Raw genomic sequence first — 21,606 nt, forward strand, 5'->3', positions numbered from 1 at the left:
GTGCTCAGGCCTCCGGGGCTTCGAACTTGCTGGTGCGCTCCATGCCGGCGGCCCGGCCCTTGCCCGAGATGACGAGCGCCATCTTGCGGCTGGCCTCGTCGATCATCTCGTCGCCGAGCATCGCCGAGCCCTTCTTGCCGCCCGCCTCGGAGGTGTAGTAGTCGTACGCGTCCAGGATCAACTCGGCGTGGTCGAAGTCCTCCTGGGACGGCGAGAAGATCTCGTTGGACGCCTCGACCTGGCCGGGGTGCAGCACCCATTTGCCGTCGAAACCGAGCGCGGCGGCCCGCTGGGCGACCGCGCGGTAGCCGTCGATGTTGCGGATCTGGAGGTAGGGACCGTCGATCGCCTGGAGGTTGTTGGCGCGGGCGGCCATCAGGATCTTCATCAGGATGTAGTGGTAGGCGTCCGCCGGGTAGCCGGGCGGCTGCTCGCCCACGACCAGCGACTTCATGTTGATCGACGCCATGAAGTCGGCCGGTCCGAAGATGATCGTCTCGACACGTTGACTGGCAGACGCGATCGCATTGACGTTGTTGAGGCCCTGTGCATTCTCGATCTGCGCCTCAATACCGATCTTGCCGAGCTCGAAGCCCATCGTCTTCTCGATCTGCGTGAGCAGGAGATCCAGGGCTACGACCTGCTGGGCGTCCTGCACCTTCGGCAGCATGATGCAGTCGAGGTTCTGGCCCGCCCCCTCGACGACCGTGACGACATCGCGGTACGTCCACTCGGTCGTCCAGTCGTTGACGCGCACGACCCGCGTCTTGCCCGTCCAGTCGCCCTCGTTGAGGAACTTGACGATGGTGTGCCGCGCCTCGGGCTTGGCGAGCGGGGCGCACGCGTCCTCCAGGTCGAGGAAGACCTGGTCGGCGGGGAGGCCCTGCGCCTTCTCCAGGAAGCGCGGGTTGCTCCCGGGGACCGCGAGACAGGAGCGCCGCGGGCGAAGCCGGTTGACGGGGGCGGGCGTGGTCATGCGGGGACCTCCAAGGGGTCGAGCAGGGGGTCGAGCTTGTTCGCTTTCCGGATCTCGTCGACGATGCGGCCGATGATTCCCGTGATGTCGAAGTCCTTCGGGGTGAAGACCGCGGCCACTCCGGCTTCCCGGAGCTGTTCGGCGTCCCCATTGGGGATGATCCCACCGGCGATGACAGGTATGTCTGTGGCACCGGCCACACGGAGCCGATCGAGCACGTCCGGCACCAGCTGGGCGTGCGAGCCGGACAGGATGGACAGGCCGACCGCGTGCACGTCCTCCGCGAGAGCCGCGTCCACGATCTGCTCCGGGGTGAGCCGGATGCCCTGGTACACCACCTCGAAGCCGGCGTCACGCGCGCGTACGGCGATCTGCTCGGCGCCGTTGGAGTGCCCGTCCAGACCCGGCTTGCCGACCAGGAACCGCAGCTTGCCCACGCCCATCTCACGCGCCGTGAGATCCACCTTGCGGCGCACCCCGGCCATCGCCGAGCCCTCTTCCGCGGGCACCGCCACCGGCGCCGACGAGACGCCCGTGGGCGCCCGGAACTCGCCGAACACCTCCCGCAGGGCCCCGGCCCACTCGCCGGTCGTGACACCGGCGCGGGCGCACTCCAGGGTGGCCTCCATGAGGTTGTCGGTGCCCTTGGCGGCCTCCTTCAGCCGCTCCAGCGCCTTGCACGGGCGCGGGTGGTTGAACGGCGGCTGGTAGCGGGTGTCCCGCCAGTGCTGCAACGACTCGATGACGCGGGCCTCGACGGCCGGGTCGACCGTTTGGATCGCGGTGTCCAGGTCGGCGGTGAGTGGGTTGGGCTCGGTCGTGTTGAAGATGTTGACGCCGACGATCTTCTCTTGACCGGACTCAATACGGCCCCGCCGCTCCGCGTGCGAGGACACGAGCTGCGACTTGAGATAGCCGGACTCGACGGCGGCCATCGCGCCGCCCATCTCCTCGATGCGGTCGATCTCGGCGAGGGACTCCTCGACCAGGGAGGCCACCTTCGCCTCGATGACGTGCGAGCCCTCGAAGATGTCCGCGTACTCCAGCAGGTCGCTCTCGTGCGCGAGAACCTGCTGGATGCGCAGCGACCACTGCTGGTCCCAGGGCCGGGGGAGTCCCAACGCCTCGTTCCACGCCGGGAGTTGCACGGCACGCGCGCGTGCGTCCTTCGACAGCGTCACGGCCAGCATCTCCAGGACGATCCGCTGGACGTTGTTCTCCGGCTGCGCCTCCGTCAGGCCCAGGGAGTTGACCTGGACGCCGTAGCGGAACCGGCGCTGCTTCGGGTTCTCGATGCCGTAGCGCTCGCGGGTGATCTCGTCCCAGATGCGGCCGAAGGCGCGCATCTTGCACATCTCCTCGATGAAGCGGACGCCCGCGTTCACGAAGAAGGAGATGCGGGCGACGACATCGCCCCTGCGGTCCTCGGGGATCTGCCCGGAGGCGAACACCGCGTCCAGGACGGCGATCGCGGTGGACATCGCGTACGCGATCTCCTGGACCGGTGTGGCGCCCGCCTCCTGGAGGTGGTAGCTGCAGATGTTGATCGGGTTCCACTTGGGGATGTGGTTGACCGTGTAGCAGATCATGTCCGTCGTCAGCCGGAGCGAGGGCACCGGCGGGAACACGTGCGTGCCCCGCGACAGGTACTCCTTGACGATGTCGTTCTGGGTCGTCCCCTGGAGCTGGGTGATGTCGACGCCCTGCTCCTCGGCGACGACCTGATAGAGCGCCAGCAGCCACATGGCGGTGGCGTTGATCGTCATCGAGGTGTTCATCTGGTCCAGGGGGATGTCCTGGAACAGGCGGCGCATGTCACCCAGGTGCGCGATCGGCACGCCGACCCGGCCGACCTCGCCGCGGGCGAGGATGTGGTCGGAGTCGTAGCCGGTCTGCGTCGGCAGGTCGAACGCGACCGACAGACCGGTCTGGCCCTTGGCGAGGTTGCGCCGGTACAGCTCGTTGGACGCCTCTGCCGTGGAGTGACCGGCATACGTGCGCATGAGCCACGGCCGGTCCTTCTGACGCTCAGTCATCAGCGGACCTCAGATGTTCCGGAAGCGGTTGATCGCGTCGATGTGCTGGGCGCGCTTCTCCTCGTCGCGCACACCGAGGCCCTCCTCGGGGGCGAGGCACAGGACGCCGACCTTGCCCTGGTGGAGGTTGCGGTGGACGTCGTAGGCGGCCTGACCGGTCTCCTCCAGGGAGTACACCTTGGAGAGCGTCGGGTGGATCTTGCCCTTCGCGACCAGCCGGTTGGCCTCCCAGGCCTCGCGGTAGTTGGCGAAGTGCGAGCCGATGATCCGCTTCAGGGACATCCACAGGTAGCGGTTGTCGTACTCGTGGTTGAAGCCCGACGTGGAGGCGCAGGTGACGATCGTGCCGCCCTTGCGGGTGACGTAAACGCTTGCGCCGAAGGTCTCGCGGCCCGGGTGCTCGAAGACGATGTCGACGTCCTCGCCGCCGGTGAGCTCACGGATGCGCTTGCCGAACCGCTTCCACTCGCGCGGGTCCTGGTGGTGCTCGTCCTTCCAGAACCTGTAGTCCTCGGCGTTGCGGTCGATGATCGCGTCGGCGCCCATCGCCCGGCAGATGTCGGCCTTTTGAGGGCTGCTCACCACACAGATGGGGTTGGCGCCGCCCGCGAGCGCGAACTGCGTGGCGTACGAGCCGAGTCCGCCGCTCGCGCCCCAGATCAGGACGTTGTCGCCCTGCTTCATGCCGGCGCCGTTGCGGGAGACCAGCTGCCGGTAGGCGGTGGAGTTCACCAGCCCCGGAGCGGCGGCCTCCTCCCATGACAGGTGGTCCGGCTTGGGCATCAGCTGGTTGGACTTGACGAGCGCGATCTCGGCGAGCCCGCCGAAGTTGGTCTCGAAGCCCCAGATGCGCTGCTCGGGGTCGAGCATCGTGTCGTTGTGCCCGTCGCTCGACTCCAGCTCGACGGACAGGCAGTGCGCGACGACCTCGTCACCGGGCTTCCAGGCGTTGACGCCGGGGCCGGTGCGCAGGACGACGCCCGCGAGGTCGGAGCCGATGATGTGGTACGGCAGGTCGTGCCGCTTGGTCAGCTCGCTGAGCTTGCCGTAGCGCTCCAGGAAGCCGAACGTGGACAGCGGCTCGAAGATCGAGGTCCACACGGAGTTGTAGTTGACGCTCGATGCCATCACGGCCACCAGGGCCTCGCCCGGGCCGAGTTCGGGCACCGGGACGTCGTCCAGGTGGATCGACTTGCGGGGGTCCTTGTCGCGGGTGGTGAGGCCCGCGAACATGTCCGTCTCGTCCTTGTGCACGGTGATCGCGCGGTACGACTCGGGCAGGGGCAGTGCGGCGAAGTCGGCCGGAGTCGAGTCCGGCGACTGGATCGCGTCGAGGATGTCCTTCACGGTCACGGTGTTGCCTCCGGCGAAGAGCGCCCTGAGGGAGGGGCGCTGAGGGTTACGTCGGTGCTGCTGCTGAGGGTGGTGGGAGATGCCGTCGGTTCGGCGGGGTGGTGCTTCGGCAGCGCTTTGTGGCGCGGGAGGGTGCCTGTGACGCAGGCGTCCGGGCGCGCAGCCCAGTGGTGGGTTGCGGGGACAGCCGGCGTACGAAAGGTCTCTGCACGCCGGCCGCCCGGACATCTTCAACGTATGACACTGCGTGTCACCCCGCAAGGCACCGAGTGCCATGAATCGCTCTCAGGTGAAATCTTTACGTAACAAATGAGCGATGATCGATCGAACGGGGTCTGAAAGATGCGTGAAAAGGTGCCCTGGCATGCCAAAACGGCCACCCCGTGGGGTGGCCGTCATCACAGGAGGCTGCGGGGGCTGAAGGGGCTCAGCGGTCCCGCAGTGCCTCCTCGATGGTCCGCATGACCTCGTCCAGCGGGGCGTCGGTGCGGGCGACCGTCACCAGGACCTCGCCGTGCTGGTGCACCGCCGCGGTGGCCGGCTTGGGGGTCGTGGTGCGGCCGGCGCCGATGCCGCTGCCGAAGGTCTTCCGTACGATCCCGAAGGCGTGGTCGAGCTGTGCCTCCACGTCGCCCTGGCCGCCGGCCCGCAGCCAGCGCCGCAGCACGTGGTTGTGGGCGGTGACCACGGCCGAGGCGGCGACCTCGGCGAGCAGCGGGTCGTCGTTGGCGTCGTCGTCGTGCGCGTGCTCGTCGAAGTGGCCCAGGAGATAGCGCGTGAACAGCCGCTCGTAGCGGGCCACCGAGGCGATCTCGGCCTCGCGCAGGGTGGGCACCTCGCGCGTCAGCTTGTAGCGGGCGACCGAGATCTCCGGCCGCGCCGCGTACATGCGCATGACTTCCTTGATGCCCCGGCACACCGTGTCGAGGGGGTGCTCGTGTGCGGGGGCGGCATTGAGTACCGCCTCGGCGCGGATCAACGTGTCGTCGTGATCCGGGAAGATCGCCTCTTCCTTGGAGCGGAAGTGGCGGAAGAACGTCCGGCGCGCGACCCCGGCCGCGGCCGCGATCTCGTCGACGGTGGTCGCCTCGTACCCCTTGGTCGCGAACAGCTCCATCGCGGCCGCTGCCAACTCGCGCCGCATCTTGAGGCGCTGGGCGGCGGCACGACTGCCCGCGGCACTCTCCGGTGCGTCGGGCGTGGCTGCTGTACGGGCGGGCTTGGCGGGCTGGGGCATGACCCGAACGTACTGCATGTGCGCAGCGTGGCGCGCACGTCGGGGGTTTCCCCCGCCCACCGCGGGCAGGGGTCCTCCGGCGGGACCGAGCAGCCCGCCCCAGTCCCCGTGGACGTCGAACCGGTCGCCGGGACGGTCAGCGGCGGGCATATTCGCGGAAGCCGCGGCCCGTCTTGCGGCCGAGGCAGCCCGCGGCCACCAGGTGCTCCAGCAGCGGTGCCGGAGCCAGGCCCGGGTCGCGGAACTCGCGGTGCAGGACCTTCTCGATCGCCAGGGACACGTCGAGCCCGACGACGTCCAGCAGCTCGAAGGGGCCCATCGGGTAGCCGCCGCCCAGCTTCATGGCGGCGTCAATGTCGTCAAGAGATGCATAGTGCTCCTGCACCATCTTGATCGCGTTGTTGAGGTACGGGAAAAGCAGTGCGTTGACGATGAAGCCGGCTCGGTCGCCACAGTCAACGGCATGCTTCTTGATCTTGACGCAGACCTCGTGAACTGTTGAGTGGACGTCAACATCCGTCAACACTGTACGGACGACCTCGACCAGCTTCATCGCCGGCGCCGGGTTGAAGAAGTGCATGCCGATCACGTCCTGCGGACGCGAGGTGGCGCGGGCGCACGCGACAACCGGCAGCGACGAGGTCGTGGTGGCCAGGACCGCGCCCGGCTTGCAGACCTTGTCCAGCGTCGCGAACAGCTGCTGCTTGATCTCCAGGTCCTCGGCGACCGCCTCCACGGCCAGATCGACGTCCGCGAACGCGTCGTACGAGCCCGCCGGGGTGATCCGCGCCAGGGTCTCCGCGGCGGCCTCCGCCGTCATCCGCCCCCGGTCGACAGAACGCGAAAGAGACGTGCCGATACGGGACTTGGCGAACTGCGCCTTCTCCTCGCTGCGGGCGGCGAGCACCACGTCGTACCCGGCCTTGGCGAAGACCTCGGCGATACCGGACGCCATGGTCCCCGAACCGGCGACACCGACCGAGCGGACCGTACGGCCCGGGGCGAGCCGCGCGCCCTCCGGCGGGGTCAGCGCGTCCCGCACGACCGTGGCGCTGCCCTCGGCCTCGTAGGAGTAGAAGCCGCGGCCCGTCTTGCGGCCGGTCAGGCCCGCCTCGCTGAGCTGCTTGAGGATCGGCGCGGGGGCGTGCAGGCGGTCGTGGGACTCGGAGTACATCGCCTCCAGGACCGTGCGCGCGGTGTCGATGCCGATCAGGTCGAGGAGCGCGAGCGGGCCCATGGGCAGTCCGCAGCCGAGCCGCATCGCGGCGTCGATGTCCTCGCGGGAGGCGTACTTCGCCTCGTACATCGCGGCGGCCTGGTTGAGATAGCCGAACAGCAGCCCGTCCGCGACGAACCCGGGCCGGTCGCCGACCGCCACGGGCTCCTTGCCCAGCTCGATCGCGAGGTCGGTGACCGCGGCGACGGCGGCGGGCGCGGTCAGCACCGAGGAGACGACCTCGACCAGCTTCATCGCGGGCGCCGGGTTGAAGAAGTGCAGCCCGAGCACCCGCTCCGGCCGCGCCGAGTCGGCGGCGAGCCGCGTGACGGACAGGGCGTTCGTGCCGGTCGCGAGAATCGTCTCGGGGCGCACGATCCCGTCCAGCTCACGGAAGATCTGGTGCTTGATCTCGTACGACTCCGGGGCCACCTCGATGACCAGGTCGGCGTCGGCCGCCGCGCTCAGGTCGGTGGAGGTGCGGACGCGGGCCAGGGCGTCGGTGCGCTCCTGCTCGGTCAGCCGGCCGCGCCGCACGGCGTGGGCGGTCGCGGTCTCCAGGGCGGCGACGGCGTGCGCGGTCGCGGCCTCGCTGACGTCGATGCCGACGACCTCGCGGCCGGCCCGGGCGAGGACCTCGGTGATACCGGTGCCCATCGTGCCGAGACCGACGACGGCAATGGTCTTGAACGGGGACAGGGGGGCGTCGGACAGGGGAGTTGCCATCGCGGGACTCCTGGAATGAGGGTGACGACTGGGAGCGCGCTCCGTACGCCGAGGGGGCGCACGGAGCGCGAAGAAGGAGTGCGGGTGGTGCCGGGCAACGAGCGCACACGCCCGGCGAGAGGAGAGTTCCGACCGGCCCTGTCCCAAGCCGTGTCGTACTGCGGCACACGAGGTACCGAACCGACTGCTCCCCCACTGCCTTAAGGGCGTGGGAGGTGCCCCCAACGGCGGCTGCGTCACCAGGCCGCCGTAAGGAGGTACGCGAGTGGGTAACTCGCTCACCTGAGCTTAACCGGTGGGTAACGAGCGCGCCAGCCCCCGGAGTTTGTGATGTAGGTCCCGTCTGTCCCGCGACCCCCATAGGCTCGGTTTCATGGACGAAGAGTTGCGATCACTCACGGAGCGCTTACGGCAGGAGTCGGGAGGAGCGGTGCCGTACGAGCATCTCGCGGCGACCGGAGACCTCGACGAACTGGCGGACGTGCTCACGGCCGTCGGACAACCGCTCTGGGCCCGGGAGTTGGCCGCGTTCCGGCTAGGCATCGCGGGCGACCGGCGTGCCTTCGAGTCCCTCGTCCTGTTCCTCAACCATCGCGACCCGCGGCGCTGCGCCTCCGCCGCGTACGCCCTGAGCCGCCTCGACGACCCCCGCACCGCCCGAGCCGCCGCCGCCCTCGCCACCAACGAACTCCGGGTCGCGTACGCCCTGCACCCCGTCCGCCTCCTGGCCGAGCTGCGTGCCCCGGAGTCCGTCCCCGCCCTCATCACCACCCTGGAGCGCCGCCTGCGCCCCCACGACCCGTACCGCCGCGTGGCCCTCGCCTGCGTACAGGGCCTCGGCGAACTGGGCGACCCCCGCGCCAGACCCGTGCTGAACGACGCCCTCGCGCACCCGGCGCTGGCGGAGGCGGCGGTGCGTGCGCTGGGGCGGATTCCACGGCAGCGCTGAGCCCGATCGCCGCCCCCTCAACGCGTCAGATCCCTGACGTACCGGAGTTCGGGCACCAGCACCCCCTCCACCTCGTACGGCTCCTCCGTCCCGTCCGCCCAGAACCCCGCCCGCTCGTAGAAACGCCGGGCGCGGGCGTTGCCCCGGACCACCCAGAGGTAGACGCGGTCGTGGCCCAGGGCGGCGCACTGCCGTAGGGACTCCTGCATCAGGGCCCGCCCGGCGCCGGTGCCCAGGTGCCGGGGGTCGAGGTAGATGGCGTACAACTCGGCGTCCTCGGTGCGGACTTCACCGTCCCGGTACGGCCCGACGGCGGCCCAGCCGACGATCTCCTCGCCCCGCCGGGCGACCAGATTCACCACGCTGCCGTCGCCCTGCTCGAAGCGGGCCCGGCGCCGCTCGGCGTCGTCCTTCGCGCTGAGGGCGTCGAGGAAGGGCTGCGGCATGAGGCCCCGGTACGCGAACTGCCAGCCGAGGACGCGGATTTCGGAGACGCGGTCGCAGTCGGCGAGGGTCATCGGGCGGATGCGGATCCCGAGGGGGCCGTCGTTCATGACCGCACCCTAGGGATGCGCCTGTCGACACGGCCTCCGAATTATTCGCCCAGCACCGCGAACGCCTCGATCTCCATCAGGAACTCCGGTCGCACCAGCCCGGCGACCTGCACCGCCGACGCCGCCGGAAGCCGGTCGTCGGGTATGTGCGCGGCGCGGGCCGCGCGGATCGCCGGCAGGTACGCCATGTCCGTGACGAAGAAGGTCAGTTTGACCACGTTGTCGAACGTGGCGCCCGCGGCGGCCAGGCAGCGGCTGAGGTTCTCGAAGACCTGGCGGGCCTGGGCCGCCGGATCGCCCTCGCCGACCAGCTTGCCGTCCTCGTCCAGGGCGAGCTGGCCGGAGATCGCGACGAAGCGGCCGGTGCCCAGCACGACGTGCGTGTAGGCCGTCGCGGGGGCGACGCCCTCGGGGGCGGGAATCCTCGTCAGTTCACTCATGCGTCCATGGTGGACCATGGGTCTGACAACGAGGATTTCCGCCCCCGACGGGCCGTCAGGCCGTACTCGACCGTCCTTGGCGGGGCTCAGCCGCGGAAGCCCAACAGGCCGTGCAGCGTCGAACCGTGTGCCGTGCTCGTCGCCGCCTTCGCCGTGGTCAGCGGTTTCGGATCGGGCACCTTCTTGCACACCGCGTCGATCTCGCCGCCGCTGCGCGGCACTTCGCCGTTGGTCAGATACGTCGCCAGGTACTTGTCCAGGCAGGCGTTCCCGCTCAGTGTGATGCCGTGGTTGCCGCCGCCCTGCTCGACCACGAAACTGGAGCCGGCCAGCATGTTGTGGACCGTCAGGCCGCCCTCGTAGGGGGTCGCCGCGTCGTTCGTCGCCTGGAAGAGCAGCACCGGCGGCAGTTTGCCGTTGGCGATGTTGATCGGCTGCTGGGACTTCGTCGGCCAGAACGCGCACGGCGCGTTGTACCAGGCGTTGTTCCAGGCCATGAACGGCGCCTTGTCGTACACCGCCCAGTTGTCCTTGCGCCACTGGTTCCAGTCGCGCGGCCAGGAGGCGTCACGGCACTGCACCGACGTGTAGACGCTGTACCCGTTGTCCCCGGAGGCGTCGATCGCGGCGAAGTTGTCGTACGCCTCGACCAGCGGATCGGCGTTCTTGTCGTTCACGTACGCCGCGAACGCCTCGGCGAGGTAGGGCCAGTAGCCGTTGTAGTACCCGCCGGGGATGAAGGTGTCCTCCAGCTCGGAGGCCCCCACCTTCCCGCCGGCCGGCTTCTTGGCGAGCGCCTTGCGCATCGCGTACCACTTGGCCTCGATCCTGGCCGGGTCGGTGCCGAGCTTGTACGTCGAGTCGTACTTCGCGATCCACGCCATCAGCGCCTGCTGGCGGTCGTTGAACGCGTAGTCCTGCCCGATGTTGTCGTCGTACCAGACGCCGGTGGGATCGACGACGGAGTCCAGGACCAGGCGGCGCACGCGCTCCGGGTAGAGCTTGGCGTACACGGCGCCCAGGTAGGTGCCGTACGAGTAGCCGAAGTAGTTGATCTTCTTCGCGCCGAGCGCCTGCCGGATCGAGTCCATGTCCCGCACGGCGCTGATGGTGTTGATGTACGGCAGCACGCTCGCGTACTTCTTGCCGCAGGCGTCCGCGAAGGACTTCACGCGCGTGAGGTTGGCCTTCTCCAGCGCGGCGGTGCTCGGTACCGAGTCCGGGCGGACCGGGTTGAAGTAGCCGGGCTCGCAGTCCAGGGTGGGGGTGCTCTTGCCGACGCCGCGCGGGTCGAAGCCGATGACGTCGTACTGGGACGCCACCGCCTTGGGCAGCGAGGACGCGACGAAACCCGCGAGGGTCAGCCCGCTGCCGCCGGGGCCGCCGGGGTTGACCAGCAGCGGGCCCTGGTACGTCGACGCGGTGTGCGGGACGCGGGACAGGGCGAGCGTGATCTGCTTGCCGTGCGGCTTCGCGTGGTCGAGCGGCACCTTGACGCTCGCACACTGGAGCGTCGGATAGTTGGTGGTGGCGCAGGACTTCCAGGTGAGCTTCGCGGCCTGCACGGTGGTCGCGGGGCGCGCGGTGCTCGCGTCGGCGGGGAGAGCGGTGACCGTCCCGGCCACGACGACGGCGGCACCGCACAGTACGGCTGCGCGTTTTCTCATGAGTCCTCCCAGGACGGAGAGGCAGCCGACCGCGGTTCTCGCGGTTGGTCCTCGCCGCATAGTCCCGAAAAGCCGGGGCGGAAGAACCTGTTCAGCCGATACTTGACCCGATTGGGCCGCCGGATGCGCTCGAACGCCCTCAGATGAACGAGAGCTGCGTCGGCTCGCTCACCGGCTCCATCGGCTCCACCGGCTCGGGAATCCGGCGCGGCATGCCCGCGCGCGCGGGACCGATGCCGTACTCCTGCGCCAGGTCGTGGACCTGACGGGTGATCCGGCGCTGGTACCACTTCGGGGCGTACGCGCCCTCCGCGTACAGCCGCTCGTAGCGGCGCACCAGATGCGGGTGGTGCTGCCCGAGCCAGGCCATGAACCACTCACGGGCACCGGGCCGCAGATGCAGCACCAGGGGAGTCACCGAGCTGGCCCCGGAGGCCGCTATCGCCCTTACGGTGGCGCGCAGTTGGGCCGGGTGGTCGCTCAGGAAGGGGATCACCGGGGCCATCAGGACGCCGACGTCGATGCCGTGCTCGGTCAGTGTCCTCACGGCGTCCAGGCGCCGCTCCGGGGAGGGTGTGCCGGGCTCCACCGTGCGCCACAGCGCGGGGTCGGTGAAGCCGACGGAGACCGAGATGCCGACGTCGGTGACCTCGGAGGCCTGCACCAGGAGGTCCAGGTCGCGCAGGATCAGCGTGCCCTTCGTCAGGATCGAGAAGGGGTTCGCGTGGTCGCGCAGGGCACCCAGGATGCCCGGCATCAGCCGGTAGCGGCCCTCCGCGCGCTGGTAGCAGTCGACGTTCGTGCCCATCGCGATGTGCTCGCCGAGCCAGCGCCGTGAGCCGAGCTGGCGGCGCAGCAGGTCCGGCGCGTTCACCTTGACGACGATCTGCGAGTCGAAGCCGAGGCCGGTGTCGAGGTCCAGATAGCTGTGGGTCTTGCGGGCGAAGCAGTACACGCACGCGTGTGAGCAGCCCCGGTACGGGTTGACCGTCCACTCGAAGGGCATGCGGGACGCCCCCGGCACCCGGTTGATGATCGAGCGGGCCCGCACCTCGTGGAAGGTGATCCCGCGGAACTCGGGCGTGTCGAAGGTGCGGGTGGTCACCGCGTCCGCGCCGAACAGCGCGACGTCGGCCGTCCGGTTGTGGCCGTCGGACTCCGTTGTCAGGTTCTCCCAGCGCATGGCGCCTCCTCGGTAGGCCTGCCCCCAGAGTGAAACACTTGTTCGAATTACTGTGCAAGTGGCGTTCCCGATCGCCTCCGACGTCCTGGGGTACCCCGATTTGGGGGACCGCGGGCGGGGGTGGTTGGCTTGCCCCGACCCCGAGAACGCAAGTCCTGGAGGAACGAAATGGCGCAGGTCGAGGCCACCACCGAGCGGGTCGTCGCAGCCGACGCGGAGAAGGTGTTCGACGCCCTCGCCGACTACACCGGCACGCGCGCGAAGCTGCTGCCCGAGCAGTTCAGCGAGTACGAGGTGCGCGAGGGCGGTGACGGCGAGGGCACCCTCGTCCACTGGAAGCTCCAGGCCACCAGCAAGCGCGTCCGCGACTGCCTCCTGGAGGTCGGTGAGCCGACCGACGGCGAACTGGTCGAGAAGGACCGCAACTCCACCATGGTCACCACCTGGCGGGTCACCCCGGCCGGCGAGGGCAAGTCCCGCGTCGTGGTGACCAGCACCTGGAACGGCGCCACCGGTATCGGCGGCTTCTTCGAGCGCACCTTCGCTCCCAAGGGCCTCGGCCGGATCTACGACCTGGTCCTCGACAAGCTCGCCGCCGAGGTGGAGAAGTAGGCCCCAAGGGGCAAGTCTCCAGGGCGCGTTGGCGCGCTCGTCGCGTCCCTCACCGGTTCGAGTGGATCTCCGTTCGAGCCGGGCGTACGCCGTAACTCGTCGCAGTTGCTCACAGTTGTCGCCTTAAGCGGGAATTGTGCGGCAGGTGCGACGAGGGGAGCGGTACGTGGGCGGGACGACTCTGGTGCAGGACGAACGGCCCCCGGCACCCCCAAAGGCACCCGCCCCCGCACCCGTCGGGCAGGCCGAACTCGGCCCGCGCCGGGTGCGGTTGGTCTTTCTCGGGCTGATGCTCGCACTGCTGCTGGCCGCCCTCGACCAGATGATCGTCGCCACCGCGCTCCCGAAGATCGTCGGCGAACTGCACGGCCTGGAGAAGATGTCCTGGGCGATCACCGCCTACCTCCTCACCTCCACGGTCGGACTGCCGGTCTACGGCAAACTCGGTGACCTCCTCGGCCGCAAGAGCGTGTTCCAGTTCGCGATCGGCGTCTTCGTGATCGGCTCCGCGCTCGCGGGCCGTGCCCAGTCCATGGACCAGCTCATCGCGTTCCGCGCGGTGCAGGGCATCGGCGCGGGCGGGCTCATGATCGGCGTGCAGGCGATCATCGCGGACATCGTGCCGCCCCGGCAGCGCGGCCGGTTCATGGGCCTGATCGGCGCCACCTTCGGACTCGCCTCCGTGGCGGGGCCGTTGCTCGGCGGCTACTTCACGGACCACCTCTCCTGGAGGTGGTGCTTCTACGTCAACGTCCCCTTCGGCCTGGTGACTCTGGCCGTCGTCACCGTCGTACTGAAACTGCCGAAGCCGACCGCCAAGGCGCGCCTCGACCTCCTCGGCGCGCTGCTGCTCGCCATCGCGTCGACGTGCCTTGTCCTGCTGACCAGTTGGGGCGGGACCGAGTACGCCTGGGGTTCGCGCGTCATCCTCGGACTCGGCGCGGGAGCCGTGGCCGCCGCCGTCCTCTTCCTCGTCGCCGAGCACTTCGCGCCCGAACCCCTCATCCCGCTGCGGCTGTTCAGGGACGCCGTCTTCAACGTCACCGCTCTGGTGGGCCTGGTGATCGGGGTCGCGCTGTTCGGGGCCGCCAGTTATCTGCCGACCTTCCTGCAGATGGTCGACGGGGCGAGCGCCACCGAGTCGGGGCTGCTGATGCTGCCCATGATGGGCGGCATCGTCGGCGCGTCCATCGTCTCCGGCCAACTCATCAGCCACACCGGCCGCTACAAGGTCTACCCCGTCCTCGGCAGCGCGCTGGCCGCCCTCGGCATGTGGCTGCTGTCCCGGCTCGAAGTCGACACGTCCCGGCTCCAGTACAGCCTCTGGATGGCCGTCCTCGGCGCCGGTATCGGCATGGTGATGCCCGTCCTCGTCCTCGCCGTGCAGAACTCCGTACGGCCCGCCGACCTCGGCACCGCCACCAGCGCCAACAACTACTTCCGGCAGATCGGCGGCAGCGTCGGCGCCGCCGTCTTCGGCACCCTCTTCGCCGACCGGCTCACCGACGCGCTGCGTGCGCGCGTCCCCGCGAGTGGCGGCCTCCCCGACCCCGAGTCCATCACCCCGCAGCTCGTCCACGCGCTGCCCCCGGCGCTGCGCGACGCCTACATCCGGGCGTACGCCGACGCGATGCCGCGGATCTTCCTCTACCTGGTGCCGGTGCTCGCCCTCGGCCTGCTCATCGCCTTCTTCCTCAAGGAGAAACCACTGGTGTCCCACAACGCCCCCGCCGAGACCTCGGAGACCGCGCCCTTCAACTCCCCGATCCCGCAGGCCCGTTCGGCGTACACCCCGGGAATCCCCGTCTGCGGCACGGTGCAGCACCCCGACGGGACCGTCGTGCCCCGGGCGGCGCTCACCCTCATCGACGTCTCCGGGCAGCAGATCGGGCGCGGCGCGAGCGGAGAGGACGGGCGGTACGCGCTGTCGACACCCGGCTCCGGGGCGTACGTCCTGATCGCGGCGGCCGGCGGGCACCAGCCGCAGGCGGTGTCCGTGACCGTGGGGGAGCGGCCCGTCGAGCTGGACGTCGTCCTCGGCGGTGCCGGACGTCTCGCCGGGAGTGTGCTGACCGCGGACGGCACCCCGGTGCGGGAGGCCGCCGTGACGCTCACCAATGTGCACGGCGAGGTCGTGGCCAGTACCCGCAGCGGGCGCGAAGGCGCCTATGTGATCAGTGAGTTGGTGGCCGGCGAGTACACCCTGGCCGCCAGCGCGCCCGCGTTCCGCCCGGCCGCGCTCCCCGTCAGCGTCCAGGTGTCCCGGGAGACCCGCCAGGACGTCGAACTCGCCGGCGGCGCCGTGCTGCGCGGCACCGTCAGGGCGAGCGGCGGGAGGCCCGTCGAGGACGCGCGCGTGACGCTGCTGGACGCGGCGGGCAACGTCGTGGACACCCTCACCACCGGACCCGACGGAACGTTCCGGTTCGTCGACCTGTCCTCCGGCGAGTACACGGTGATCGCCGCCGGGTATCCGCCCGTGGCCACCGTGCTCCAAGTGGCGGGCGGGGGACGCACCGAGCGGGACCTCCAGCTCGGCCACGAGGACTGAGCCCGCTCCTGGGACGCGGGGAGGCGCGCGCCGGTGCGATTGGGTGGAACCAATTCCAGGAATGCCGCACATCGCCACCGGCCGCCCCCGTAGCGTGGTGGGTGGCGGCACAGATCTTGCGGAGCCGTGGGGAGAGAGGGCCTGGGTCATGGACCGTGGCACCGAGCGGGAGGCAGCTCCCGGCCGCGGGGCCGGGGACGACGTGGAGGCGGAGCACACCGCGGTCGGCCGCGTCCCGCTGGCCGTGATCCTCATCGACCGCGACGGCCTCGTCTCGCACTGGAGCCGAGGCGCCCGACGCCTGTTCGGCACCACAAAGGAAGAGGCGATCGGCCAGCCGGCCCTCGACCTGCTCCCCGTCTCCGGAGCACTGCCCGAGGACGACGAGACCGGTCCGTACGGCGCGTTCGCCGCCTACGACGGACTCGGACCCGACCTGGAGTCCTCCCTCGACGGACGGCTGTCCTACCCGGCCGCCGGACGCGCCCGCCTCACCGTGCCCGAGCGAAGCGAGACGGGGGTCACCCCGCCCGAGGGGTGGGGGAGTGACCGCGTGGACGTCCTGTGGTGGGCGTACCCGCTGGTCGGCCCCGGCCGTGAGCGGCTGCTCGTGCTGGCCGCCGACGCCGACGGTCTGCGCCAGGACATCCCCGAAGAAGACGGCGCCTTCGAGCGCATAGCACCCGGCTTCGCCCTGCACACCGACTTCCCCGGCGCCGAGGAACTCGCCCGCCGGCTCCCCGAGATCCTGCCCAGCATGAGCGTCGGCGAGAGCGCCCGCATCGTCGCGCAGGTCCTCGAACTGGGCTATCCCGTCCTGGAGTTCAGCCAGAACGAGCGGGTGCCGGTGACCCCCGACTGGGGCGTCGCCCGCCGCGCCGAGCGCAAGGCGCGCCGCGAGCGGGCCGTCCTCGCGGTCACCGAGGGGCTTCCGCTGCCGGCGGAGGCCGCCGACGACGAGGGCGAGGACCTCGAATACGTCGCCGTGCGCGAGCGGTTGGAGTTCCTCAACGAGGTCAGCGGGCGCATCGGCACCTCGCTCGACCTCACCACCACCATCCTGGAGGTCAGCCGGGCCGTCGTACCCCGCTTCACCGATGTCGCGGGCACCTATCTGCGCGAACAGGTCGTCGCGGGCGAGGGGTTCCCGGACGGCGTGCCCGACACCACCACCATGTGGCACCGGGTCGCGCTGGAGCACACCGACGAACCCGGCCGCTGGGACGACGTCGTGCCGGTCGGCGAGGCCATGCCGTTCCCCGCGCACACCCCGTTCTTCCAGTGCATGACCACCGGCGATCCCGTCCTCGTGCCGCGCATCAGCGAGCAGATGGGGCACATGATCGCCTCGCAGTTCGAGAAGCGCGACATCCGGCCGTTGATCACCGGCCGCTCCATGCTGGTCGTCCCGCTCAAGGCCCGCAACGTCGTCCTCGGCTTCATGATCCTGCTGCGCCACCCCGAGCGCGTCGAGTTCAACGACATGGACCGCGTCACCGGCGCCGAACTCGCCGCCCGCGCGGGCCTCGTGCTCGACAACGCGCGCATGTACACCTACCAGGAGTCCGTCGCCGAGACCCTCCAGGACAGCATGCTGCCGCACATCCCGCCGCGCATGGCGGGCTGCGACATCGCCACCCGGTACCTGCCGGGCACGCTCCTGGGGCGGGTCGGCGGCGACTGGTTCGACTCGGTGAAACTGCCCGGCGCCCGCACCGCGCTCGTCGTCGGCGACGTCATGGGCCACGGCCTCAACTCGGCGGCCATGATGGGCCAGTTGCGCACCGCCGTGCAGACCATGGCCGCCATGGACCTCCCGCCCGCCCAACTCCTGCGCAACCTCGACGACTTGGCGCAGCGCCTCGGCGACAACTATCTCGCCACTTGCCTGTACGCCGTCTACGACCCGATCGCGAGCGAACTCCACATCGCCAACGCGGGCCACATCCCGCCGGTGATCGTGCACGCCGGGGACGGCCGCAGCGAACTGCTCGACCTGCCCACGGGCGCGCCCATCGGCGTCGGCGGGGTGCCCTTCGAGGCGGTACGCGTGCGCGTGGAGCCCGGCGACCGGCTCGTGATGTGCACCGACGGACTGGTCGAGGTGCGCGGCGAGGACATCGGCGTAGGGCTCGCGACCCTGTGCGAGTCGGCCGCGCATCCGGCCGCGTCCATGGACGACGCCTGCGACACGATCATCCGCTCCCTCAACACGCGCGGCGGACGCAAGGACGACGTCGCCCTCCTGATGGCCCGGCTCAACGGCATCGAGCCGGACGACGTCGCCGAGTGGCGGCTCGCCCTCGACCCGGCCCAGGTGCGCCGGGCCCGCGCGGTGGTCCGCGAACAGCTCCACGAGTGGGGCCTGCCCAAACTCGCCGACAACGCCGCCCTGTTGGCCGGCGAACTGGTCACCAACGCCGTACGGCACTCCCACGGCCGCCATGTCGAACTCCGCCTGGTGCGCGGCGACACGCTGCTGTGCGAGGTGGACGACGACGACCACACCCTGCCGAGCCTGCTCAGCTCCGGCCCCGACGACGAGTTCGGACGCGGACTGCACGTGGTCGGCATGCTCGCCCGCGAATGGGGCGCCAGCCGTACGACCGCGGGCAAGACCGTCTGGTTCGAACTCACCCTGCCCCGCCGCTGACGCGCACGCGACCGCGGGTGACCGAGGGGGCGCAAGAGGCGCACATCGGCGTACAAGGGTCGAATGCGCGGTGAAGGAATGCGCCGTGTGCTTGTGAGCGGGAGCGGGGCGCGATAGACCGTACTGGCCCGTCACTTACGGCGGAACGGCGTCGCATCCTGGGGAGTTGGGCATGAGCGTGACCAGTCGGTACCGGGAGGCCTGGGAGGGTTTCTGGCGTGAGGCGCCCGAGGAACAGGGGGCCGTCTTCTGGGACGCGGCGCCCGCACAGACAGTGGGACTCCATCTCGCGCTGTTCGAGCCGAAGTTGCGCGACCCCGGCCTCCAGATGATCGACCTCGGCTGTGGCAACGGCACCCAGACCCGTTTCCTCGCCGACCGGTTCAACCATGTCGTGGGCGCCGATCTGTCCGCCGCCGCCATCGAGCACGCCCGGCACGCCGACCCGGCGGGGCAGGCGACCTACCGGCTGCTGGACGCCGCCGACAAGACCGAGGTGGAGACGCTGCACGCCGAACTCGGCGACGCCAACGTCTATATGCGGGGCGTGCTGCACCAGGTCGACCCCGACGACCGGCAGCCACTGGTGGACGGCATCGCCACGCTGGTGGGGGAGCGCGGCCACGCCTTCCTCGTCGAACTCTCCGAGGCCGCCCGCCCGATCCTGGGCGGCCTGGCGCAGGATCCGGACGGGCCGCCGGCGAAGCTCGCGCCGATCTTCCGCCATGGCATCGCCCCCGGCGAGGTGCCCGACGGCGAGGTGCCCGAACTCCTGCGCGCGGCCGGCCTCACCGTCATCGCGAGCGGTGAACTGCCCTTGATCACCACCGAGTTCAGGGCCGACGGCGCCCGCATCGAACTGCCGTCGAAGTGGCTGATCGCGGGACGCACGGGCTGAGAACGCGGAAAAGGCAGGGGGAGGCGGGGCGGCTCACCGCCTCCCCCCACCTGGATCAACCGAACCGGCCCCCCAACCGGTCTATCCGAACTGGTGCTTGAGGAACGAGCCGGACCACGCCATCAGGTCCGCGGGCACGTAGTACCCCTTCTCGTCGTTGATCGCGTCCCAGTTCTTCGCGACGTCCTCGACGGAGGCGTCGCCGCCCTCGTGCGCGTACCCCTCCGTCGAGGCCAGGAAGACCCGCGCGAACCGGCCCGCACCCGCCGTGTAGATCTCCCCGCTCACCGGGCAGTTCTCGTGCGCGAGATAGGCCACCATCGGCGCCACCGCCGACGACGGCATGTACGGCATGCCCTCGACGGTCTCGGTGGGCTCCTCCTCGGGACCGCCGCCCATCCGGGTCATCGCGGCCGGCGCGATCAGGTTGACCTTGATGTTGTGCGGCTCGCCCGCCAGCTTCGCGCTGCGCGCCATGCCGACCGTGCCCGCCTTCGCGGCGGCGTAGGACAGGTTGTTGTCCATGCCGAACATGCCGCTGGAGGTGGTCAGGACGACCCGGCCGTAGCCCTGCTCGACGAAGTGCGGCCAGGCGGCGCGCATCGTGTTGAAGGAGCCAAGGAGGTGGACGGCCAAGTGCCGTTCCAGGTTGTCGAGTTCGATCTCCGGCAGGCCCGCGTACCGGATGATCCCGGCGTTGTTGACGAGGACGTCGATCCGGCCGAAGGTCTCGATCGCGCTGTTGATGACGGCCTCGCCGCCCGCCTGCGTGGACACGTCGTGGGTGTCGGCCACGGCCTGTCCGCCGGCGGCGACGATCGAGTCGACGACCTTCTGCGCGGGTCCGGCGTCCGAGCCCTCGCCCTCCATCGACCCGCCCAGGTCGTTGACGACGACCTTCGCCCCGCGCTCCGCCAGTAGACGGGCGTAGGCGCGGCCGAGGCCGCGGCCCGCGCCGGTGACGACGGCGACGCGTCCTTCGAAGCCGAACTCGCTCATGGGTGACTCCAGTTGTGTGCGGGTGAGAGCGTTTCGCTACCAGGTGACCGGCAGCTCGTGCAGGCCGAAGGCGAGCGCGTCGTCCCGGCGGAACCTCAGCTCGTCGAAGCCGACGGCCAGGCTCAGGGTCGGGACACGGCGGTACAACGTGCCGTAGACGACCTGGAGTTCGATGCGGGCGAGCTGCTGGCCGAGGCACTGGTGGATACCCCAGGCGAAGGCGTGGTGGTGGCGTGCCTCGCGGGTGATGTCGAACTTCTCCGGCTCGGGGAAGGCCGCCGCGTCCCAGTTGCCCGCGGGCAGCGCGACGACGATGCCCTCGCCGGCCTTGATGGTGACGCCCTCGATCTCGATGTCCTCGGCGGCGATCCGCCGCTGTCCGAGTGCCGGGATCGTCAGATAGCGCAGGATCTCCTCGGCGGCGCCCGCGACGACCTTCGGGTCGTCCGTCTCGCGCAGCAGGGCGAGTTGCCCGGGGTTCTGGAGAAGCAGGGCGGTGCCCAGGGTGATCATGCTGGCGCTGGTCTCGTGACCGGCGATCAGCAGGATCATGCACAGCATGACGGCCTCGGGCAGGGTGACCTCGCCCGCCTTGATCCGCCCGGCGAAGTCCGAGATGACGTCGTCGCTCGGCTCCTCCATCCGCTTCTGGAGCAGCCCGGCCAGATAGCCGCCGAGCGCCTGGCTCGCCGCCCGGTCCTGCTCGGCGGTCTTGTCGCTCCGGGTCGCCAGCGAGGCGTGTTCCTGGAAGAACTCGTGGTCCTCGTACGGGACTCCGAGCAGCGCGCAGATCATGAGCGAGGGCAGCGGCAGCGACAGCGCGGTGTTGAGGTCCGCCGGGTTCGGGCCCGCGAGCATCTTGTCGATCAGCTCGTCGGTGAACCGCTGTATCTCCGGCCGCAGCTTCTCCATCCGGTTACGGGTGAACGGAGCCGTCATCATGCGGCGGATCCGCGTGTGGTCGGCGCCGTCGGCGTTGAAGATGGTCAGCGGGTGATGGGGAGCGTTCTCCGCCATGGCCTGGTTCGGGTACGGGAACCCGGGCTGCTTGTCGTCGCTGCTCACCCGCGGGTCCGACAGGATCACCCGCTGTGCGGCATGTCCGGTCACCAGCCACGGGGTGCTGCCGTCCCAGAGCCGGCCCCGGGACACGGGCGCCGTGTCGTTCAGGGCGCGCAGCCCGGCAGGCGGGGCGAACGGGCAGCTGCGGTCCCGCGCGCCCGGGTAGTCGAAGATCTCCGCGTCAGGGGCGGCGAGTTCCGCCTCGGCCTCGGACATGGTCGTTCCTCCAGATGAGGGTGGGGGTGGGGGGAATCAGGGTGGGCGGGTGGGGGGAACACAGCTGGGGGCTATTCCTCGATACGGATCGCCAGCGCGGGGCACACCGCCGCCGCGTTCCGTACGTCGTCGGCCAGTTCGGCCGGCGGGTTCTCGTTCAGCAGGACGACGATGCCGTCCTCGTCACGCTGGTCGAACACGTCCATGGCGGCGGCGACGCACTGCCCGGCGGCGACGCACTTGTCCTCGTCGACGACAACCTTCATGGCGACTCTCCT

Annotated in this window: 17 protein-coding genes; 5 read left to right on the forward strand and 12 right to left on the reverse strand. The window is 70.1% G+C overall.

Annotated features, from left to right (window positions below; all coding sequences use genetic code 11):
* Positions 1 to 4: 4 nt before the first annotated feature.
* The 5 genes from ACIQBL_RS09120 to ACIQBL_RS09140 all read right to left on the reverse strand — a co-directional run bounded on the left by ACIQBL_RS09120 (position 5) and on the right by ACIQBL_RS09140 (position 7,544).
* A complete protein-coding gene (locus tag ACIQBL_RS09120) occupies positions 5 to 976 on the reverse strand; it encodes an HpcH/HpaI aldolase/citrate lyase family protein (protein ID WP_401938568.1) in 972 nt (323 codons plus the stop codon).
* Positions 973 to 3,012 carry a protein meaA gene (locus tag ACIQBL_RS09125; RefSeq protein ID WP_401938570.1) on the reverse strand — a complete coding sequence of 680 codons (2,040 nt, stop codon included), beginning with the start codon at positions 3,010 to 3,012 and terminating at the stop codon, positions 973 to 975. The genes ACIQBL_RS09120 and ACIQBL_RS09125 overlap by 4 nt, the downstream gene beginning before the upstream one ends.
* Before the next feature lie 9 nt (positions 3,013 to 3,021).
* Entirely contained in the window at positions 3,022 to 4,359 is a 1,338-nt protein-coding gene (gene ccrA, locus ACIQBL_RS09130; RefSeq protein ID WP_401938957.1) for a crotonyl-CoA carboxylase/reductase, read from the reverse strand.
* A gap of 433 nt (positions 4,360 to 4,792) precedes the next feature.
* On the reverse strand, positions 4,793 to 5,602 hold the full coding sequence (locus tag ACIQBL_RS09135; protein ID WP_401938573.1) for a TetR family transcriptional regulator: 810 nt from the start codon (positions 5,600 to 5,602) through the stop codon (positions 4,793 to 4,795).
* A 136-nt stretch (positions 5,603 to 5,738) separates the two neighbouring features.
* The gene (locus ACIQBL_RS09140; protein ID WP_401938575.1) at positions 5,739 to 7,544 is read right to left on the reverse strand and encodes a 3-hydroxyacyl-CoA dehydrogenase family protein; all 1,806 of its coding nucleotides are present in this window, start codon (positions 7,542 to 7,544) and stop codon (positions 5,739 to 5,741) included.
* A gap of 373 nt (positions 7,545 to 7,917) precedes the next feature.
* Between ACIQBL_RS09140 and ACIQBL_RS09145 the strand changes: the two genes are divergently transcribed.
* A complete protein-coding gene (locus tag ACIQBL_RS09145; protein WP_401938577.1) occupies positions 7,918 to 8,493 on the forward strand; it encodes an adenylosuccinate lyase in 576 nt (191 codons plus the stop codon).
* Between the two features lie 17 nt (positions 8,494 to 8,510).
* Here ACIQBL_RS09145 and ACIQBL_RS09150 read toward each other — a convergent pair whose 3' ends face one another.
* The 4 genes from ACIQBL_RS09150 to ACIQBL_RS09165 form a co-directional block, all read right to left on the reverse strand.
* Positions 8,511 to 9,047, reverse strand: coding sequence for a GNAT family N-acetyltransferase (locus ACIQBL_RS09150; RefSeq protein WP_401938579.1), 537 nt, complete (start codon positions 9,045 to 9,047; stop codon positions 8,511 to 8,513).
* Positions 9,048 to 9,088: 41 nt separating this feature from the next.
* Positions 9,089 to 9,487: a RidA family protein gene (locus tag ACIQBL_RS09155; protein WP_401938582.1), complete on the reverse strand. Its 399-nt coding sequence runs from the start codon at positions 9,485 to 9,487 to the stop codon at positions 9,089 to 9,091.
* Between the two features lie 86 nt (positions 9,488 to 9,573).
* Positions 9,574 to 11,154, reverse strand: coding sequence for an alpha/beta hydrolase (locus tag ACIQBL_RS09160; RefSeq protein WP_401938585.1), 1,581 nt, complete (start codon positions 11,152 to 11,154; stop codon positions 9,574 to 9,576).
* A 139-nt stretch (positions 11,155 to 11,293) separates the two neighbouring features.
* Positions 11,294 to 12,337, reverse strand: coding sequence for an Rv2578c family radical SAM protein (locus ACIQBL_RS09165; RefSeq protein ID WP_401938588.1), 1,044 nt, complete (start codon positions 12,335 to 12,337; stop codon positions 11,294 to 11,296).
* A gap of 168 nt (positions 12,338 to 12,505) precedes the next feature.
* Here ACIQBL_RS09165 and ACIQBL_RS09170 point away from each other — a divergent pair, with 168 nt between their 5' ends.
* The 4 genes from ACIQBL_RS09170 (at position 12,506) to ACIQBL_RS09185 (ending at position 19,051) form a co-directional block, all read left to right on the forward strand.
* On the forward strand, positions 12,506 to 12,949 hold the full coding sequence (locus ACIQBL_RS09170; protein WP_401938590.1) for an SRPBCC family protein: 444 nt from the start codon (positions 12,506 to 12,508) through the stop codon (positions 12,947 to 12,949).
* Positions 12,950 to 13,115: 166 nt separating this feature from the next.
* Positions 13,116 to 15,500, forward strand: coding sequence for an MFS transporter (locus ACIQBL_RS09175; RefSeq protein WP_401938593.1), 2,385 nt, complete (start codon positions 13,116 to 13,118; stop codon positions 15,498 to 15,500).
* A 148-nt stretch (positions 15,501 to 15,648) separates the two neighbouring features.
* Positions 15,649 to 18,153, forward strand: coding sequence for a SpoIIE family protein phosphatase (locus tag ACIQBL_RS09180; RefSeq protein WP_401938596.1), 2,505 nt, complete (start codon positions 15,649 to 15,651; stop codon positions 18,151 to 18,153).
* A gap of 172 nt (positions 18,154 to 18,325) precedes the next feature.
* Positions 18,326 to 19,051, forward strand: a complete 726-nt coding sequence (locus tag ACIQBL_RS09185) for a class I SAM-dependent methyltransferase (protein WP_401938598.1) — start codon at positions 18,326 to 18,328, stop codon at positions 19,049 to 19,051.
* A gap of 81 nt (positions 19,052 to 19,132) precedes the next feature.
* On the opposite strand, the gene ACIQBL_RS09190 is transcribed toward ACIQBL_RS09185, so the two are convergent.
* From ACIQBL_RS09190 to ACIQBL_RS09200, 3 genes are all read right to left on the reverse strand, one after another.
* A complete protein-coding gene (locus ACIQBL_RS09190; protein WP_401938601.1) occupies positions 19,133 to 20,050 on the reverse strand; it encodes an SDR family NAD(P)-dependent oxidoreductase in 918 nt (305 codons plus the stop codon).
* A gap of 36 nt (positions 20,051 to 20,086) precedes the next feature.
* A complete protein-coding gene (locus ACIQBL_RS09195; protein ID WP_401938602.1) occupies positions 20,087 to 21,328 on the reverse strand; it encodes a cytochrome P450 in 1,242 nt (413 codons plus the stop codon).
* A gap of 71 nt (positions 21,329 to 21,399) precedes the next feature.
* On the reverse strand, positions 21,400 to 21,594 hold the full coding sequence (locus tag ACIQBL_RS09200) for a ferredoxin (RefSeq protein WP_033279370.1): 195 nt from the start codon (positions 21,592 to 21,594) through the stop codon (positions 21,400 to 21,402).
* Between the last annotated feature and the right edge of the window lie 12 nt (positions 21,595 to 21,606).

Origin of the sequence: Streptomyces sp. NPDC088350 (assembly GCF_044753545.1) — a bacterium.
Lineage (GTDB): Bacteria > Actinomycetota > Actinomycetes > Streptomycetales > Streptomycetaceae > Streptomyces.

What these genes read in the sequence shown, in the direction of transcription:
- ACIQBL_RS09125 (WP_401938570.1), bottom strand. Translation starts at nt 3,012, where the DNA reads ATGACTGAGCGTCAGAAGGACCGGCCGTGGCTCATGCGCACGTATGCC.
- ACIQBL_RS09155 (WP_401938582.1), bottom strand. Translation starts at nt 9,487, where the DNA reads ATGAGTGAACTGACGAGGATTCCCGCCCCCGAGGGCGTCGCCCCCGCG.
- ACIQBL_RS09195 (WP_401938602.1), bottom strand. Translation starts at nt 21,328, where the DNA reads ATGTCCGAGGCCGAGGCGGAACTCGCCGCCCCTGACGCGGAGATCTTC.
- ACIQBL_RS09190 (WP_401938601.1), bottom strand. Translation starts at nt 20,050, where the DNA reads ATGAGCGAGTTCGGCTTCGAAGGACGCGTCGCCGTCGTCACCGGCGCG.
- ACIQBL_RS09140 (WP_401938575.1), bottom strand. Translation starts at nt 7,544, where the DNA reads ATGGCAACTCCCCTGTCCGACGCCCCCCTGTCCCCGTTCAAGACCATT.
- ACIQBL_RS09150 (WP_401938579.1), bottom strand. Translation starts at nt 9,047, where the DNA reads ATGAACGACGGCCCCCTCGGGATCCGCATCCGCCCGATGACCCTCGCC.
- ACIQBL_RS09120 (WP_401938568.1), bottom strand. Translation starts at nt 976, where the DNA reads ATGACCACGCCCGCCCCCGTCAACCGGCTTCGCCCGCGGCGCTCCTGT.
- ACIQBL_RS09145 (WP_401938577.1), top strand. Translation starts at nt 7,918, where the DNA reads ATGGACGAAGAGTTGCGATCACTCACGGAGCGCTTACGGCAGGAGTCG.
- ACIQBL_RS09200 (WP_033279370.1), bottom strand. Translation starts at nt 21,594, where the DNA reads ATGAAGGTTGTCGTCGACGAGGACAAGTGCGTCGCCGCCGGGCAGTGC.
- ACIQBL_RS09185 (WP_401938598.1), top strand. Translation starts at nt 18,326, where the DNA reads ATGAGCGTGACCAGTCGGTACCGGGAGGCCTGGGAGGGTTTCTGGCGT.
- ACIQBL_RS09180 (WP_401938596.1), top strand. Translation starts at nt 15,649, where the DNA reads ATGGACCGTGGCACCGAGCGGGAGGCAGCTCCCGGCCGCGGGGCCGGG.
- ACIQBL_RS09135 (WP_401938573.1), bottom strand. Translation starts at nt 5,602, where the DNA reads ATGCCCCAGCCCGCCAAGCCCGCCCGTACAGCAGCCACGCCCGACGCA.
- ACIQBL_RS09170 (WP_401938590.1), top strand. Translation starts at nt 12,506, where the DNA reads ATGGCGCAGGTCGAGGCCACCACCGAGCGGGTCGTCGCAGCCGACGCG.
- ACIQBL_RS09160 (WP_401938585.1), bottom strand. Translation starts at nt 11,154, where the DNA reads ATGAGAAAACGCGCAGCCGTACTGTGCGGTGCCGCCGTCGTCGTGGCC.
- ACIQBL_RS09165 (WP_401938588.1), bottom strand. Translation starts at nt 12,337, where the DNA reads ATGCGCTGGGAGAACCTGACAACGGAGTCCGACGGCCACAACCGGACG.